Source organism: Micromonospora fluostatini (assembly GCF_050410825.1).
GTDB lineage: Bacteria > Actinomycetota > Actinomycetes > Mycobacteriales > Micromonosporaceae > Micromonospora > Micromonospora rosaria.
In genome coordinates, this window is record NZ_CP191251.1 from 1,396,722 (window position 1) to 1,413,481 (window position 16,760).

A 16,760-nucleotide genomic window follows, 5' to 3' on the forward strand; every position below is an offset into this window, starting at 1 on the left:
GACCGGGGCGACCGGTGCGCGCGTGCCCGTCACATGACGAGGCGCAGCGTGCCCAGGGGCGCGACGACGGAGGCCGGCGCCCGCAGCGCCTCGGCCAGCTCCGGACCACGTCCGGAGAGACTGTCCAGCACCTCGGTGGTCGACCCGGACCCGTGCGGGTCGCCGGTGGCGCCGGCCGCGACGAAGACGTCGTCGTCGTCGACACCGATCTCGTACCGGGTGGTGGCGTCGTCACCCAGCTCCAGCGTGACCGCCGGCGGGTGACCCGTGACCGTGGCGACACCCCCGGCGATCAGCAGGCCGTACATCGTGACCAGCGGGAAGTCCTCGGCCCGGGATTCCGGCTCCCGCCCGAGCGCCAGCGCCACGTCCCGCTCGTGGATCCAGTTGTCCCACAACACGTGCAGGGACAGCGTCGACCAGTGCAGCTGACGGGTGCTCGGCCCGGTGGTCAGGGGACCGTCCGGCTCGGCGGCGCGGGCCGCGAAGTGCCGCTGCTCCTCCGCCACGATCTGCGTCCACGCCTCGACGGTCGCCTCCGGCGTCTGCTCGGGCGAGTCCTTCAGCCACAGCGCGGGCGTGATCGCCGGCCGGAACGGGCCGTGCCGGGTGAACCGCTCCAGCTCCGGATCCCCGCTGAGGTGACAGACGTGGAACTCGGTGACGTTGAGCATGTGCCGCAGCAGGTCGTGCACCGACCAGTCCGGGCAGCGGGTCGGGGCGGCCCAGTCCTGCGGGTTGAGCGTCGCCAGCAGGCGCAGCAGGTTCGACCGCTGCCGCCGGACCTCCTCGCCGATCAGTTCCGGGCCGACCGTCAGTCCGCGTCGCTCGGTCAACACAAGATCAGGCACAACGGCATCCTTCGGTCAGGGTCGATGGTGTGACGGCAGCCGGACACCGACGTGCGTCGACACCCCGTCCGTCGGTGCGCCTGGTCGGTCCGTCCGCATAGGATAGCCGCCGGTCACGCCGGTTCCGAGGCCCGCGCCCGGCCCGCCCGTGCGGTCCGCACGTCCGTCCCGCCGCCGGCCGCGAAGCGGCGACCGGCGTTCTGATACCTCCCGGCCGCATCTTTGTCGTGCTGCGACAAATGACGCCCGCCGATGCCTGCGACGATTCTCCCGGCCCCGGCGCGTCGGTAGATTCTGGCGACACCGACGCCGTCCGACCGGCCTCGACGCGCGTGCCGGGCGGGTGGCCGCCACGCGCGGGTGTGGCCAGGACGGAAAGAGGGCTGGAGATGGACGTACCTCGACGGTTTTTCCTCCCCGATCCCCGCCGAGGTGGCCGCCGGGCGGTCGTGGCGCTGCTCGCCACGGGTGCCCTGCTCGCCACCGGCTCCGCCGCACCGGCGGCCTCCGCGCACCGGGCCCCGGCGCCCGTCGCGGTGCTCCCGGGCGGCGACGGCGTCGCGGTGCTCCCCGGCGGCGACGGCGTCGCGGTGCTCCCCGGCGGCGACGATGTCGCGGTGCGGCCCGACAGCTACGTCGTCGTGCTCCGCGACGAGGCGGTCGGCGGCCGGGCCGGTACCCGGCAGGCCGCCGTCTCCACCCTCGCCGGTGACCTGGCCGGCCACTTCGGGGCCACACCCGACCGGGTCTGGGGCGGCGTGCTCAACGGGTTCTCGGTCCGCACCTCGGAGGCGGTCGCCCGCCGACTGGCCGCCCACCCGGCGGTGGCCCACATCGAGCGCGACCAGGTGCTGGAGTTGACCAGCACGCAGCAGAACGCGCCGTGGAACCTGGACCGGCTCGACGCCCCGACCGGGCTCAGCACCACCTACACCTACGTCAGCGAGGGCTACCCCGTCCGGGCGTACGTGGTGGACACCGGCATCCACGTCAGCCACGCCGACTTCGGCGGTCAGGCGTACCACGGCTACGACGCCCTCGACGGCAGCCTGCCGGCGGAGGACTGCACCGGCCACGGCACGCACGCCGCCGCCACCATCGGCGGGACGACGTACGGGGTGGCCAAGGACGTCGTGCTGGTCGCCGTCAAGGTGGCCGGCGACTGCGCCGCGCCCGGCACCCCGAGCACGGTGGCGGTCCTGATCGACGCCCTCAACTGGATCGCCGCCGACCACCAGCCGTGGGATCCGCCCGCCGTGGCGAACCTCGGCCTGATGGTCGGCCTGAGCAACGCGGTGAACACGGCGGTGGCGAACCTCGTCGCCGACGGGGTCACGGTGACGGTGCCGGCGGGCAACTCGAACGCCAACGCCTGCAACTTCTCGCCGGCCTCGGTGCCGACCGCGCTCACCGTCGGGGCGACCCAGATGAACGACAGCCGGGCCAGCTTCTCCAACTGGGGGCCGTGCCTGGACATCTTCGCCCCCGGCGTGAACGTCGTGTCGGCCACGTACCTGTCGACCACCGCCACCACACCGTTGAGCGGCACCTCCCAGGCCTCCACCCACGTGGCCGGCATGGCCGCCCGGGTGCTCAGCAACAACCCGGCGTGGACCCCGGCCCAGGTGGCCGGCTATCTGACCGGTGTCGCCAACCCGGTCGTGACCAACCCGGGCAGCGGCTCACCCAACCGGCTGCTGCACCTGTCGCCCCTGCTCTGAGCGGCGGCCCGCCCGCCCCGGCGCCGCCCGGCCGGCGGCGGTCGGGCCGGTGCCGGCGGGCAACTCCGTCCCGCGTCGCCGGCCCACGCTCAGGGCAGCAGGTGCCAGCAGAGCAGGGCGAGCCAGGCCCAGCCGGTGACGATCATCAGCCGTTGGAGCAGGCCGGTCCAGGGGGCGTCGCGTTCCCAGGCGCTGCCGAAAGCCAGCAGCAGCCCGGTGAGGGCGACCGCCGTCAGCGCGGAGTAGACGGCCCACCCGACGCCGTGGACGTTCGGCACCGCGACGGCGGCGGCGGCCGGCAACGCGACGAAGACCACGGCACCGGCCGCGTCGTGCAGCCGGTGCGCCCGGCTGGTGGTCTCCGGGGTGCCCGGGGGCGTGCCCGGCGGGTACCCCCGCATCGGGTCCATCCGCCACACGCCGGAGGCGACCAGGGCGAGACCGAAGACCGCGACCAGGACGGGGAGCCAGAGGCCGCCGGTGGCGGCGCGCAGGCCGGCCGCCGACACGGTGACGAGCAGGCCGTTGACCACGAAGCTGCTGGTCTGCACCCAGCCCCGCCGGCCGAGGGCCAGGGCGCTCACCGGGTGGTGGCGGACGTCGTAGCCGGGGCGGGTGGCACCGTCGACGAGGAAGACGAGGACGAAGAGGGCACTGCCCGCGATGCCGGCACCGAGGGTCCAGCTCATCCCGCCAGCGTAACCAGCGGTGCAAACCCCGACCGGCGCCCAGGCTGGCCGGGCCGGCTGTCCGCGACGTGGTCGACGGCGAGCCCGGCCCCCGAGTCGTCGCGAGTGACCTAGCCTGGGTCAGATGAGACTCCTGGTCACCGGCGGGGCCGGATTCACGGGTGCACACCTCGTGCGGAGCCGGCTCGGCGACGGGCCCGCCGCCGGTGCCCGACCGTGACCCGCTGGCTGGTCACCGGCGCGGCGGGGATGCTGGGGCGGGACCTCGTGGCGGCGCTGGGCCGGCTCGACGGGGCCTCGGTGACCGCCGCCGACCGCGCCGCGCTGGACGTCACCGACCGGCGGGCGGTGACCGAGGCGGTGGGCGGCCACGACGTGGTGGTCAACGCCGCCGCGTGGACCGACGTCGACGGGGCCGAACGGGCGGAGGACGCGGCGACCGCGGTCAACGGCACGGCGGTGGCCCACCTCGCCCGCGCCTGTGCCGGCTCCGGCGCGGTCCTCGTGCAGGTCTCCACCGACTACGTCTTCGCCGGGACGACCGCCGGCCGGTACCCGGAGGACGGCCACCCCGGGCCGGTGAACGCCTACGGGCGCAGCAAACTGGTGGGGGAGGAGGCGGTCCGCCGGCTGCTGCCGCAGCGTGGGTACGTCGTCCGGACCGCCTGGCTGTACGGGGAACACGGCCCCAACGTCGTCGCGACGATGCTCGACCGGGCCGCCCGGGTGCCCCACCTCGACGTGGTCGACGACCTGTTCGGCCAGCCGACCTGGTCCGTGGCGCTCGCCGCGCAACTCGTGGCGCTGGGGCGGGCGGCCCGTGCCGGGCAGGCTCCCCCGGGCACGTACCACGGCACCAGCGCCGGCGAGACCTCCTGGTACGGCCTGGCGCGGGCGCTGTTCGCGCACGCCGGACTCGACCCGGCCCGGGTCCGCCCGGTGTCCCGCACGCGGTTCCCCCGGCCGGCGGTCCGTCCGGTGCGGACCGTGCTCGGCCACGCCGGCTGGGCCACGGCCGGCCTACCGCCGCAGGGGCACTGGCGGGCCCAGGTGCGGGCGGCGCTGGCCACCCCGGGCTTCGCCGCGCTGGCCCGGGCCGCGCGGCAGGCGGAACCGGGCCTCGGCGTCACCCGGAGCGTCGACGACTGACCAGCTCCCACCGTCACCACCGGCGGTGCGTCAGAGCCGACATCGACCCGGTGAGAGCTCACCTCCAGCCCCCGGAGATGCGTCCGTCACGCGCCGGGGTAAGCGACGCAAAGTGACGGGTGGGTTGCCCGCCGTCTGTCGTGCATCGAGATATGTCAGTAGACTCGGTCCGGTCGGCCCGACCGCGCACCGGCGTCCGCACCTGCCCGGCAACGGGTTCGCCGACGCGGCCGACGTGCCCGGCTTCCACCCTCCTGATCAGCACCGTCCCCCCACCGGCCCCGGCGGCGATCCCGTCCGGAGCCGGTCCCATCCGGTGAGGAGAAGAGATGACCAGTTCACGTGTACGGGAACGGGTGCGAGCGCTCGCCCTGGTGGTCGCCCTGGCCGCCGCGCTGCTGCCGGGCGAACCGGCGACCGCCGGACCGGCCGCCGAGGGCGCCGTCCGCCACGCCGGGGCCGCCGGCGCCGTCGCGGGCAGCTACCTCGTGGTGCTCCGGGACGATCCGGTGCGCGCGGCGGCCGGCGCGGACACCGTCGCCGGGGTCACCCGGGTCGCCGACCGGCTGCGGGCCCGCTACGGCGGCGCGGTCGACCGGGTGTACGGCAGCGCGCTGACCGGGTTCGAGGTCCGGCTGTCGGAGCGGGCCGCCCGCCGCCTCGCCGCCGACCCCGCCGTGTCGTTCGTGGAGCAGAACCGCACCGTCGCCGTCTTCGCCCCCGGCACGCAGGTCAACCCGCCGTCCTGGGGGCTGGACCGGATCGACCAGCGGTACCTGCCGCTGGACAACCGGTACTCCTACCCGAACACCGCGCCCACCGTCCACGTGTACGTCGTCGACACCGGGGTCCGGGCCACCCACACGGACTTCACCGGCCGGGTCACCGGCGGGATCGACCTGGTCGACGGCAGCCTGCCCGCCGACGACTGCAACGGCCACGGCACCCATCTGGCCGGCACCATCGGCGGCGTCCGCCACGGGGTGGCCAAGGAGGTGCTGATCCACCCGGTCCGGGTGCTCGGCTGCACCGGCAGCGGCACGGTCGCCACGATCGTCGCCGGGCTCGACTGGATCGCGGCGAACGCGGTCCGCCCGGCGGTGGTGGAACTGGCCATCGGCGGGCCGGCGAACTCGGCCCTCGACGCGGCGGTGACCAACACGATCCTGCGTGGCATCACCGTCGTCACCACCGGCGGCAGCTCGAACGGCAACGCGTGCAGCTACTCGCCGGGGCGGGTGCCGGCCGCGTTGACCGTGGTGGGCACCTCGGTCACCGACGCCCGGCTGTCCAGCGGCAACCACGGTAGCTGCGTCGACCTGTACGCGCCGGGCGCGAGCATCACCTCCACCTGGCACACCACGGACACCGCGACGAACACCATCAGCGGTGGGTCCAGCGCCTCGGCCCACGTGGCGGGCTGCGCCGCGCTCGCCCTGTCCGACAACCCGGGCTGGACCCCGGCCCAGGTGCACAGCTACCTGGTCACCCGCGCGACCGCCGGCATCGTCTCCGCCGTGCCGGCGGGCACCCCGAACCGCCTGCTCTACTGCGGCCCGTGATCCCGGTCGGCGCGGGCCCGGGTGGGCCCGCGCCGGCCTTCCGCCCCCGGTGATCGTCCGGAGTGGACACCACTAGACTCCGCCCGATGATCATCAAGAGACGATCGGCGGTCGTCCTCGTCGGCCTGCTGGCGGCGACCGTGACGACCGGCCCGGCGCCGGCCCTCGCGGCCGCGGAGCCGGTGGCCGAACCGCCGAAGGTCGAGCTGGTACTGGACGTCAGCGGCTCGATGGCCGCCCGGGACATCGACGGACGCAGCCGGATCTCGGTCGCCCAGCAGGCGTTCAACGAGGTCGTCGACGCGCTGCCGGAGGGGACCGAGCTCGGCATCCGGGTGCTCGGCGCGACCTATAAGGGCAAGGACAAGAAGCAGGGCTGCCGGGACACCCAGCAGATCGTGCCGGTCGGCCCGGTCGACCGGGTGCAGGCCAAGGCGGCGGTGGCGGACCTGCGGCCGACCGGCTTCACCCCGGTCGGGCTGGCCCTGCGGGAGGCCGCCGAGGACCTGGGCACCGGCACGACCGCCCGGCGGATCGTGCTGATCACCGACGGCGAGGACACCTGCGCCCCGCCGGACCCCTGCGAGGTGGCCCGGGAACTGGCCGCCCAGGGCACCAAACTGGTCGTCGACACCCTCGGCCTGGCCCCGGACGAGAAGGTCCGCCGGCAGTTGCTCTGCATCGCCGGCGCCACCGGCGGCACGTACACCGCCGCGCAGAGCGCCGACGAGTTGACCGGCCGGATCAAACAACTCGTCGACCGGGCGAAGGACACCCACACCGCCGCCCCGACCGTGATCGCCGGCCGCTCGGCCTGCGGCGACGCGCCGCTGCTCGCCCCCGGGGTGTACACCGACCGGGAGGAGTTCTCCGAGCACCGCTGGTACCGGGTGCCGGTACGCCCCGGACAGGAGCTGCGCGCCTCGGTCAGCATCGCGCTGGACCGCCCGGTGAACCGGGACTACGGGGTGCTGCTGCGGGCCACCGCCACCGACGGCCGGGAACTGGTCCGGGGTGTGGACGCCGGCAGCGGCCGGACCGACGTGGTCTCCGCCGGCCTGCGCTGGTCGGCGAGCGAGGAACCAGGGGACGAAGCCACCCCCACGCCGGAGGCCACCACCGCCGTCCCGGCCACCACGGTCTGCCTGGTGGTGAGCAACGCCCTCGCGCCCCGGTCGGGCACCCAGACCACGCCCGGCATGCCGGTGGAGCTGACCGTGGACGTGGTCGCCTCCTCGCCCGCCCCGGCCGCCCCCGACCTCGGCCGGGGCTGGGTGCTGCTGCTCCTGCTGACCGTGGCCGGCCTGCTCACCGGCCTGGTCGCCGGCCTGCTCACCCGCTGGTGGGTGGCCACCTGGAGGGAGAACTGATGCGTACCCCGACCATCCGTGGCGGGGCGGCGCTGGCCGCCGCCGGCCTGGCCCTGCTGGTCGCGCCGGCCCCGGCGCAGGCCGACCCCACCCCCTCGCCCGGCGCGACCCCGGTCACCCGGGCCGGCACGTCCTTCCTCACCGCCACCGGCATCGCGGCCGGGCAGCCGGTCCGGGTTGACGCCGCCACCGGCGACTACCTCTACTGGTCGTTCCCGGGCTCGGCGGGCGAGCGGCACGAGATCACCGCCACCGTGTCGTTCCCGCAGGCGCGCAGCGGCGGATCGACCTGGACGGTGGAGGTCTTCGACGGGCTGCGACGTCGGCAGTCCTGCACGGCCGGCGCGCAGACACCCACCGTGGACCGGTCCGCCGGCAGCGTGGCGCTGGGCTGCACGCTGCGCCAGGTCCGCTCCTGGGCCGAGCCCTGGTCGGCGGACCCGCTGCCCGGGACGTACTACGTCCGGCTCTCCGTGGTCGACCTGCCCGAGGCCGACCTCGGCCTGCCGATCGACGTGGAGTTGCTGGTCGGCGCGGACGGCGCGGGCTCCCGCGACGACGGCGAGCTGAAGGCGCCCCTGGTGCCCAACACGAAGGCCGGCGCGGTGCTGGACGCCGAACCCACCGCGCAGCCGGCCGGGGAGGACGACGGCGGCTGGTTCGACTGGCTGCCCGACCTCGGCTCGCGCTGGATCTGGAGCACGGTGGGCGGGGTGCTCGCCGCCGTGGCCGGCGTCGTCGGCTTCGCCCTGACCCGCCGGCCCCGCCGGCCCCGCCGGCCGTGACCGGCGCCGGTGGCCGCCGCCTTGCCGGGCGGCGGCCACCGGCCGACCAGGACGGGCGCCGCTAGACGCCGCTAGCGGCGCGGCTTGGGTGCCACCCGGGGCAGCACGTACGGCGGGCCGGCGTAGATCAGGTCGGCCTTCATCACCTGGTACGCCCGCTTGGGCTGGTAGTCCTCGTCGTAGATGGTGGCCAGGCCCTCCGGCGGGTCGTCGAACCAGCCGGGCACCCAGGAGTGCCGGTCGGTGAAGCCCCAGACGGTGAACGACAGGCAGCGGGGCTCGGCCAGGCACGCCTGCAGCAGCACGTGGAAGTTCGCCGCCGACGCCTGGAGCCGGGGGTTGATCTCCTCGGGGTCGCCCGCCTGCACCCCGTCGGTCATCCGGCTGCGCACGTCGACCTCGGTGAACGCGGTCGCCAGTCCCAGCCGGGCGAACCGGCGCAGGGCGTCGGCGACCTGGAGCGTGTCGAAGTTGCCGTACTGGGTGCCCAGGTGGCCCTGGCTGCCGACGCCGTCGATCGGCACCCCCTGCGCCAGCAGCCCCTTGGCCATGTCGTACACGAACTGCGTCTTGTCGTCGGCCGGGTCGCCGGAGCCGAACGCCTCGATGTTGTAGTCATTGTAGAACAGCAGCGCCGTCGGGTCGGCGGCGCGGGCCCAGCGGAACGCGTCCGCGATGTAGCCGGGCCCGAGGTGGCGGGCCCAGAAGCCCTTGTAGTGCAGCGTCGACGGGGTGTCCCAGGGGTCACTGACCGCCTCGTTGACCACGTCCCACTGCCAGATCTTGCCCCGGTACCGCTTGACCACCGTGGTGACGTGCCGGCGGAGGATCTCGCGCAGCTCGGTGGTGCCGATCGAGCCGTCCTCGACGCCCGTGGTCAGCCACCCGGGCAGTTGGTTGTGCCAGACCAGCACGTGACCCCGGATCCGTTGGCCGTTGCGCTGGGCGGCGGCGACGAACTGGTCGGCCGGCCCCCAGTCGTAGCTGCCCCGGGTGGGCTCCAGCGCCTCCCACTTCATCACGTTCTCGGCGGTGGCGCTGGAGAACTCCGCGCGCAGGATCTCCCGGTACCGGGGGTCGGCCGGGTCGTTCAGGGCGGCCGTGTCGACGGCGGTGCCGATGTACAGGCCGTGCCGCAGACCGAGGGTCCGCAGGGTCTGCGCGGCGGGATCGTAGGGGCGGTCCGCTGCGGCCGGTACGGCGTTCAACACGCCGAGGGTCGCGACGGCGACCATGCCGGTGGCTATCCACCGTCTGAGCATCATCGCTTTCCTTTCGCGGGCACGGGGGCGACGGGCGGGAGGAGCGGTGTGCCGTCCCGGTCGCCGGCCGTCGGCGCGGCGGCCCTCCGCGCGCTGACGCGCCGGACCGGAGCCGTGCGATCGGTGGCCGTCGATTACCGGGAGTTGTCTGGAACGTTACGAGCGCGCTCGCGCCCCGGTCAACCACCGATACTTCCGCCAGCCCTGCTCGCGGCGGTGACAGTCGGGCGGTACGGGCCCGGAAGTTCCGGCCCGTACCGCCCGTACCGCCGGCCCGCGTTCCCCCCGGTCCGCCCGGCCTGCCCCGCCCCGGCCCGCCCCGGCCCGCCCGCCGGACCCCGCCGGTCAGAACTCCCGGTAGGTGGCGAGGTCGAAGTCGGCGTGCCCACCGTCGCCGCCGAGGTCCTGCACCCACAGGCCGAGGAACGCGCCGGTGAAGCCCCACGCCGCCGGCTCCCCGTCGACGACCAGGGCGGCGTGCTCGTCGGAGAGGATGGTGGCGTCCAGCGCCACCGGAAGCTCCTGCCATCCGGCGCCGAGGTCGTACCCGAACCGCACCACCGGCCCGTCGAAGACCGCCCGCAGGCCCACCCGGTCGGCGCCGTCGGCGTCGACGGTCAGCCCGGGGTACGCGGTGCGTCGCCCGCTGTCGGAGCTGAGCAGCTCCAGCACCCGCCGGCCGGCGTCGTCGCGGGTCAGGTAGAGGTGGTGCCAGTTCAGGGTGTTGTAGTACGCGGTGATCCCAGCGAGCTGCCGGTGGTCGATCGGGTCGAACTCGACGACCGTCTCCAGCGCGCACCGCGTCGCGCCGACCCGGCGCGCGACCAGGCTCGGGGCCTGCCGGCCCACCGGTGACTGGCCGCCGTGCACCCGCAGGTGCGACGGGCGGGACCGCAGGTCCACCCAGTCCGGTCCGGCCGGCCGTCGCAGCGTCGACCAGCAGGGGGCCAGGTGGTCGGTGTCGAAGTGGTCGGTGGCGGGCTCGGCCGGCCACGGGTGGGCGGGCAGGCCGGGCGCGGCGACCTCCTCGGCCGGGACGCCCCCGGGAATCCGGGGCCAGTCGCCGGCGGGCCACTCGACCCGCTGGATGGCGGTCTCCCGCCCCAGCACGCAGTTGCCCAGCGGGGTGTAGGGGCGGCCGACCAGGTGGGCCAGGTACCAGTCGCCGTGCTGGGTGCGGACCAGGCTGCCGTGCCCGGCCTTCTGCAGTCGCAGGTCCGGCCGGCCCACCGAGCTGAGCAGCGGGCCCGCCGGGTCCACCTCGTACGGTCCGAACAGCTCGCGGGAGCGGGCCACGGTGACCTGGTGTTCCCAGCTCGTGCCCCCCTCGGCGGTGATCAGCCAGTACCAGCCGTCGCGGCGGTACAGGTGCGGGCCCTCGGTGACCCCCACCGAGGTGCCGGTGAACAGCAGCCGGGGCCGGCCGACCAGGCGGCGGGTGGCCCGGTCGTAGCGCTGGATCTCGATGCCGGCGAACCGTTCCCGGCCGGGCCGCCAGTCCGCGCTCATGCTCAGCAGCCAGGTGCTGCCGTCGTCGTCGTGGAACAGCGCGGCGTCGAAGCCGTGCCCGTGCAGCTTCACCGGGTCCGACCAGGGGCCGGTGATGTCCGGCGCGGTGACCAGGAAGTTCTGCGGGTCCCAGTACCCGCTGGCGAAGCTGGCCACGTCGCTGTAGACCAGGAAGAACTCGCCGTCGTGCCAGGTCAGGTCGGGTGCCCACACCCCGTTGGAGTCGCCGCAGCCGCGCAGGTCGAGCAACCGGCGGTCGGTGACGACGCCCCCCAGCGCACGCCAGTGCACGAGGTCGCGCGAGTGGTGCACCCGGACCCCCGGGTACCACTCGAAGGTCGAGGTGGCCAGGTAGTAGTCGTCCCCGACCCGCAGGATCGACGGGTCCGGGTGGAACCCGGCGAGGACGGGGTTGCGGATCGACCGGGCAGCGGTCGCCACGTCAGCGGTCTCGGTCGACACGTCGGCTCCTCCGATACGGATTTCGGCAACTTCCGGATCATCGGCCCGGAAACTCAGGAAGTCATCACCACGCTAGCCGTTCAGGTCGTGATAGGACAGACCCCTTGACCGGGGTGGAGACTTTCTCGTAGCGTGCCGGCCATCAATCGGTAATACCGGTGAACCACCGAAAGTTCCGGAAGTTGACGTTCAGATTCGTGCCGGCTAGCTCGGCATCCGGGCACCTCATGAGTCCCCGAAGGGATGGATCATGACAGCGCACCTCTCCCGTAGATCGCTGCTCGGCCTCGTCGGCGCCGGTGCCGGCGCGTACCTGCTCAGCGGGTGCAGCGGCGACGACGAGTCCAGCGACCCCAACGCCCCCCAGACGATCAACTGGTGGCACATCCAGAACACCGAGCCGATGCTGCCGGTCTGGGCGGCGATGGCGCAGGAGTACCGCACCGCGCACAGCAACGTGACCATCGAGATCCAGCCGCTGGAGAACGAGGCGTTCAAGACCAAGCTGACCACCGCCACCCAGGCCGGCTCCCCGCCCGACCTGTTCCAGTCCTGGGGCGGCGGCGTGCTCCGCCAGCAGGTCGACGCGGGCCTGGTCAAGGACCTCACCGACGACGTGCAGCCGTGGATCGGCTCGCTGCTGCCGGCCGCCCTCCAGCCGTACACCATCGACGGCCGGATCTACGGCATCCCGTTCGACGTCGGCATGGTCGGGTTCTGGTACAACAAGGATCTCTTCGCCAAGGCGGGCGTCACCGAGACGCCCACCACCTGGGCCGGCGTCCTCGACACGGTCCGCAAGATCAAGGCCGCCGGCATCGTCCCGATCGCGCTCGCCGGCAAGGACAAGTGGCCGGCCCACAACTACTGGGCGTACCTGGCCATGCGCATCGGTGGGCTGAGCGCCCTGCAACAGGCCGCCGAGACCAAGAACTTCGACACCCCCGACTTCGTCGCCGCCGGCGAGCGGCTCAAGGAACTGGTCGACCTGCAACCGTTCCAGCGGGGCTTCCTCGGCGCGGAGTACGGCTCCCCGGACGGGCAGGCCGCCACCATGGGCAACGGCGGCGCGGCCATGGAACTCATGGGCCAGTGGGCCCCCTCGGTGCAGGCGTCCAGCTCCACCAGCAAGAAGGGGATCGGCGACAAGCTCGGCTTCTTCCCGTTCCCGGTGGTCGACGGCGGCAAGGGCGCCGGCTCCGAGGCGTTCGGCGGCGGCAACGGCTTCGCCGTCGGCAAGGACGCCCCCGCGTCCACCGTCGACTTCCTCGCCAGCCTGCTCACCGTGGACAACCAGCGCAAGTCCGCGCAGACCGGCGCGGTGCTGCCGACGGTCCGGGAGGCCGCCTCGGGCATCTCCGACCCGAACAACAAGATCGTCGCGGAGAACCTGGCCAGCGCCACCGGCTTCCAGCTCTACCTCGACCAGGCGTACCCGCCCGCGGTCGGGCAGCAGGTCAACGACAGCGTCGCCGAGCTGATCGCCGGCACCAAGTCGCCCGCGCAGATCGTCAAGGACATCACCACGGTGGCGAAGAGCCAGTAGGCAGATGTCCACCGCACCCCCACCCGTCGCCCGCCGCGAGACCCGAACGGAGCAGGCATGAGCAGTCCATCGACCGTGTCGGGTCCGCGGCGCGGCCATCCGGGCGCCGCCGCCCTGCCGGGGCCACGTGGCGTACGCCGCGTCGCCCGGCCCCGGCCGGGCCGGCGCGTCGCCCTCGCCGTCTTCCTCGCCCCGGCCCTGACGCTGTTCCTGTTGCTGGTCATCGCCCCGATCGTGGTGGCCAGCTACGCCAGCCTGTTCAAGTGGAACGGCTTCAACCTGCCCGAGAACTTCGTCGGGCTGGACAACTACCTCCGCGCCTTCGCCGACCCGGTCTTCCGGGGCGACCTGTGGCGGGCCCTGCTGCTGATCGTGGGGTCGCTGACGATCCAGCTCCCCGTGGCGCTGGCCCTGGCCATGCTGCTCAACCAGCGGCTCGCCGGCCGCAGCCTCTACCGGCTGGTGTTCTTCGCCCCGTACGTCCTGTCCGAGGTCACCACCGCCGTCCTGTTCACCCTGGTCTTCTCGCCCAACCGGGGGCTGGGCGACACCATCTCCGGGTGGCTGGGCGCGGAGGCCGGCGCGATCTTCGCCGACCCGGACACCGTGCTGATCGGCGTCTTCCTCGTGGTCTCCTGGAAGTACTTCGGGCTCTACATGATCCTGCTCCTGGCCGCCCGGCAGGGCATCCCCAAGGAGCTGAACGAGGCGGCGCTGACCGACGGGGCCACCACCTGGCAGGCGTTCCGGCACGTCACCCTGCCCCTGCTCGGGCCGACGATCCGCATCGCCGTGTTCCTGTCGGTGATCGGCACCATCCAGTTGTTCGACATGGTCTGGGTGCTCACCGGCGGCGGCCCGATCCACTCCTCGGAGACGATGGCCGTGACCATGTACCAGTACGGCTTCCGCCGCTTCGAGGTCGGCTACGCCAGCGCGATCAGCATCGTCATGTTCCTGCTGAGCCTCGTCTTCGCCCTGTTCTACCAGCGCGTCGTCCTGCGCCGCGACACGGCGGGGGCGCTCACCGTCCAGGGAGGCCAACGATGACCCGCCCGGCGAACCCCGCCCAGCGGTCCCGCCGCCTCGTGCTGCACCTCGTCTGCGTCGCTGTCGGCGCGCTCATCGTCGTGCCGATCCTGTTCGGCGTGCTCGGCGGTTTCAAGGACAACGGGCAGCTCTCCACCAACCCGCTCGGCCTGCCCGACCCCTGGGTGCCCGGGAACTACACCGACATCCTCACCTCCGGGGTGTTCTGGCGGCAGCTCGGCAACAGCCTGCTCATCGCCGTGGCCAGCACCCTGATCGTGGTCGGCGCGGCGGCGATGGCCGCGTTCGTCTTCGCCCGCTACGCCTTCCGGGGCCGGGAACTGCTGGTCACCCTCTTCACGATCGGGCTGATGTTCCCGTTCGCGGTGGCGATCCTGCCGCTGTTCGTGATGCTGCGCGGGATGGGCCTGCTGGACAACCCGCTCGGGGTGATCCTGCCCCAGGCCGCCTTCGGGCTGCCGATCACCATCATCATCCTGCGCCAGTTCTTCCGGACCATTCCCGGCGAGGTCGAGGAGGCCGCGATCCTCGACGGCTGCGGCCCGTTCGGGTTCTTCTGGCGCATCCTGCTGCCGATGGCCCGCCCCGCGCTGGCCACCGTCTCCGTGCTGGCCATCGTGGCCAGTTGGAACAACTTCATGCTGCCGCTGGTCGTCTTCACCGACCAGAGCTGGTGGACCCTGCCCGTCGGGGTCCAGGCGTTCCAGGGCCAGTACAGCGACGACACCGCCCGGGTGCTCGCCTACGTGGTGCTGTCCATGGTCCCGGCCCTGGCCCTCTACGCGGTGGCGGAACGCCAGCTCGTGGGTGGCCTGGCCGGCAGCGTCAAGGGGTAGCAGAGAACCCCTGCGGTAGCCTTCTGGCTCCGTAGGTCCCAGCCGACACGAAAGGGTGGACCGTGGGCCCCGACAACAGCCGGAACGTCACCATCGCGATGATCGCGCGCCTGGCCGGCGTCTCCGTGCCCACGGTCTCCCGTGTCATCAACGGGCGCTCCGACGTCGCCCCGCAGACCAGGGAACGGGTCGAGGAACTGCTCACCCGGCACGGGTACCGGCGACGGTCGCCCAGCCGGCGGCCCAGCCCGGCCCTGATCGACCTGGTCTTCAACGACCTCGACAGTCCCTGGGCGGTGGAGATCATCCGGGGGGTGGAGGACGTCGCGCACGCCGGCGGGGCCGGCACCGTCGTCTCGGCCATCCACCGGCGGACCTCGTCGGCCCGGCAGTGGCTCGACAACATCCGGACCCGCTCCAGCCACGGGGTCATCTTCGTGACCTCGATGGTGGAGCCACCGTTGCAGGCCGAGCTGCGCCGGCTCAACCTGCCGGTCGTCATCGTCGACCCCGCCGGGGTGGCCCCGCAGGAGGCGCCCACCATCGGCGCCACCAACTGGGCGGGCAGCCTGCGCGCCAACCAGTACCTGCTCGGCCTCGGTCACCGGCGCATCGGCTTCATCGCCGGCCCGCCGCAGCTCATGTGCAGCCGGGCCCGGATGGACGGCTACCGCGCGGCCCTGGAGGCCGCCGGGGTCGCCATCGACGACGCCCTCATCCGCCCCGGCAACTTCTACCACGAGTCCGGCTACACCGCCGGTACCCAGTTGCTGGCCCTGGCGGACCCACCCACCGCGATCTTCGCCTCCAGCGACCAGATGGCGCTCGGCGTCTACGAGGCGGTCCGCAAGCGGGGCCTGCGGGTGCCCGACGACGTCAGCGTGGTCGGCTTCGACGACCTGCCCGAGGTGCGCTGGTGCTCCCCGCCGCTGACCACGGTCCGCCAGCCGCTGGCCGAGATGGGCATGCTGGCCGCGCGGACCGTGCTGCGCCTGGCCCACGGCGAGAAGATCGAGAGCCCCCGGGTGGAACTCGCCACGGAACTCGTCATCCGCGACAGCGTCGCGCCGCCCCGGTGACGACTGGTCCGTCGTCGGTCCGCCCGGTCCGCCGTCGGGGCGGACCGGTCCGTCGTCGGGTCCGCCCGGTCCGCCGTCGGGGCGGACCGGGTCAGGCCGGCTGGTCGCCGGGGGGCATGGCGGCCGGGCGGAGCCGGAGGCCGTGCATGCCGCCGTCGACGGCGAGCACGGTGCCGGTGGTGGCGGCGGTCAGCGGGCTGGCCAGGTAGCCGATGGCGGCGGCCACCTCGGCGGCGGAGACCAGCCGACCGATGGGCTGCCGGGCCCGCAGGGCGGTGAGTTCGGCGGCCGGGTCGGCCGCCGCGTCGAGCAGCCGGCGGACCCAGGGGGTGTCGACGGTGCCCGGGTTGACGCAGTTCACCCGGATGCCCTCGGCCACGTGGTCGGCGGCCATCGCGAGGGTGAGCGCCTGCACCGCACCCTTCGTCGCGCTGTAGAGCGCCCGTTCGGGCAGGCCGGCGGTGGCGGCGATGGAGCAGACGTTGACGATCGCGGCGGCGGCGGACGCGCGCAGGTGCGGCAGGGCGGCCCGGGTGGTCCGGACCACGCCGACGACGTTGACGTCGAGCACCCGGTGCCACTCGGCGTCGGGGTTCGCCTCGACGGTGCCCCGCGCGCCGATCCCGGCGTTGTTGACCAGCACGTCCAGCCCGCCGAGCCGGCTCACCGCCGTCGCCACCGCCGCCGTCACGGAGTCGGTGTCGGTGACGTCGCAGGTGACGCCGACCAGCGGGTCCGGCACGCCGGTGGGATCCAGGTCCAGGCAGGCGACGGTGGCGCCCCGCGCGGCCAGCAGCCGGGCGGTGGCCAGGCCGATGCCCGAGCCACCTCCGGTCACCACCGCGGCCAGGCCGGCGAAGTCCCGGGTCACGACGACCTCACTCTCGTC

At 73.8% G+C, this 16,760-nt stretch carries 14 protein-coding genes; 9 read left to right on the plus strand and 5 right to left on the minus strand.

Annotated elements, in window-relative coordinates:
- Window positions 1-29 precede the first annotated feature (29 nt).
- Window positions 30-851, minus strand: coding sequence for a maleylpyruvate isomerase family mycothiol-dependent enzyme (locus ACQUFX_RS05935; RefSeq protein ID WP_428965017.1), 822 nt, complete (start codon window positions 849-851; stop codon window positions 30-32).
- A 389-nt stretch (window positions 852-1,240) separates the two neighbouring features.
- Between ACQUFX_RS05935 and ACQUFX_RS05940 the strand changes: the two genes are divergently transcribed.
- The gene (locus ACQUFX_RS05940) at window positions 1,241-2,572 is read left to right on the plus strand and encodes a S8 family peptidase (RefSeq protein WP_428965018.1); all 1,332 of its coding nucleotides are present in this window, start codon (window positions 1,241-1,243) and stop codon (window positions 2,570-2,572) included.
- 89 nt (window positions 2,573-2,661) lie between these two features.
- On the opposite strand, the gene ACQUFX_RS05945 is transcribed toward ACQUFX_RS05940, so the two are convergent.
- Entirely contained in the window at window positions 2,662-3,261 is a 600-nt protein-coding gene (locus ACQUFX_RS05945; RefSeq protein WP_428965019.1) for a DUF998 domain-containing protein, read from the minus strand.
- A gap of 216 nt (window positions 3,262-3,477) precedes the next feature.
- Between ACQUFX_RS05945 and rfbD the strand changes: the two genes are divergently transcribed.
- The 4 genes from rfbD to ACQUFX_RS05965 all read left to right on the plus strand — a co-directional run bounded on the left by rfbD (window position 3,478) and on the right by ACQUFX_RS05965 (window position 8,127).
- Entirely contained in the window at window positions 3,478-4,410 is a 933-nt protein-coding gene (gene rfbD / locus ACQUFX_RS05950) for a dTDP-4-dehydrorhamnose reductase (RefSeq protein ID WP_428965020.1), read from the plus strand.
- Window positions 4,411-4,739: 329 nt separating this feature from the next.
- Window positions 4,740-5,972: a S8 family peptidase gene (locus tag ACQUFX_RS05955; protein ID WP_428965021.1), complete on the plus strand. Its 1,233-nt coding sequence runs from the start codon at window positions 4,740-4,742 to the stop codon at window positions 5,970-5,972.
- A gap of 86 nt (window positions 5,973-6,058) precedes the next feature.
- Window positions 6,059-7,342: a VWA domain-containing protein gene (locus ACQUFX_RS05960; protein ID WP_428965022.1), complete on the plus strand. Its 1,284-nt coding sequence runs from the start codon at window positions 6,059-6,061 to the stop codon at window positions 7,340-7,342.
- Window positions 7,342-8,127, plus strand: a complete 786-nt coding sequence (locus ACQUFX_RS05965; protein ID WP_428965023.1) for a peptidase — start codon at window positions 7,342-7,344, stop codon at window positions 8,125-8,127. Before ACQUFX_RS05960 ends, ACQUFX_RS05965 begins: the two co-directional genes overlap by 1 nt.
- Window positions 8,128-8,198: 71 nt before the next feature.
- Here the strand turns inward: ACQUFX_RS05965 and ACQUFX_RS05970 are convergent, their stop codons facing one another.
- Window positions 8,199-9,392, minus strand: coding sequence for an endo-1,4-beta-xylanase (locus ACQUFX_RS05970; protein ID WP_428965024.1), 1,194 nt, complete (start codon window positions 9,390-9,392; stop codon window positions 8,199-8,201).
- A 342-nt stretch (window positions 9,393-9,734) separates the two neighbouring features.
- Window positions 9,735-11,360 carry a glycoside hydrolase family 43 protein gene (locus ACQUFX_RS05975; RefSeq protein WP_428965025.1) on the minus strand — a complete coding sequence of 542 codons (1,626 nt, stop codon included), beginning with the start codon at window positions 11,358-11,360 and terminating at the stop codon, window positions 9,735-9,737.
- 250 nt (window positions 11,361-11,610) lie between these two features.
- On the opposite strand from ACQUFX_RS05975, the gene ACQUFX_RS05980 reads away from it, so the two are divergent.
- The 4 genes from ACQUFX_RS05980 (at window position 11,611) to ACQUFX_RS05995 (ending at window position 15,871) form a co-directional block, all read left to right on the plus strand.
- Window positions 11,611-12,906, plus strand: a complete 1,296-nt coding sequence (locus ACQUFX_RS05980) for an extracellular solute-binding protein (protein ID WP_428965026.1) — start codon at window positions 11,611-11,613, stop codon at window positions 12,904-12,906.
- A 57-nt stretch (window positions 12,907-12,963) separates the two neighbouring features.
- Complete coding sequence (locus ACQUFX_RS05985) at window positions 12,964-13,956, plus strand: carbohydrate ABC transporter permease (RefSeq protein ID WP_428965027.1); 993 nt, start codon at window positions 12,964-12,966, stop codon at window positions 13,954-13,956.
- Window positions 13,953-14,792 (plus strand): carbohydrate ABC transporter permease, encoded by an 840-nt coding sequence (locus tag ACQUFX_RS05990; RefSeq protein WP_428965028.1) that lies wholly within the window; start codon window positions 13,953-13,955, stop codon window positions 14,790-14,792. Before ACQUFX_RS05985 ends, ACQUFX_RS05990 begins: the two co-directional genes overlap by 4 nt.
- A gap of 98 nt (window positions 14,793-14,890) precedes the next feature.
- Window positions 14,891-15,871, plus strand: coding sequence for a LacI family DNA-binding transcriptional regulator (locus tag ACQUFX_RS05995; RefSeq protein WP_067371978.1), 981 nt, complete (start codon window positions 14,891-14,893; stop codon window positions 15,869-15,871).
- A gap of 91 nt (window positions 15,872-15,962) precedes the next feature.
- Here ACQUFX_RS05995 and ACQUFX_RS06000 read toward each other — a convergent pair whose 3' ends face one another.
- Entirely contained in the window at window positions 15,963-16,742 is a 780-nt protein-coding gene (locus tag ACQUFX_RS06000) for an SDR family NAD(P)-dependent oxidoreductase (RefSeq protein WP_428965029.1), read from the minus strand.
- Window positions 16,743-16,760: the final 18 nt, after the last annotated feature.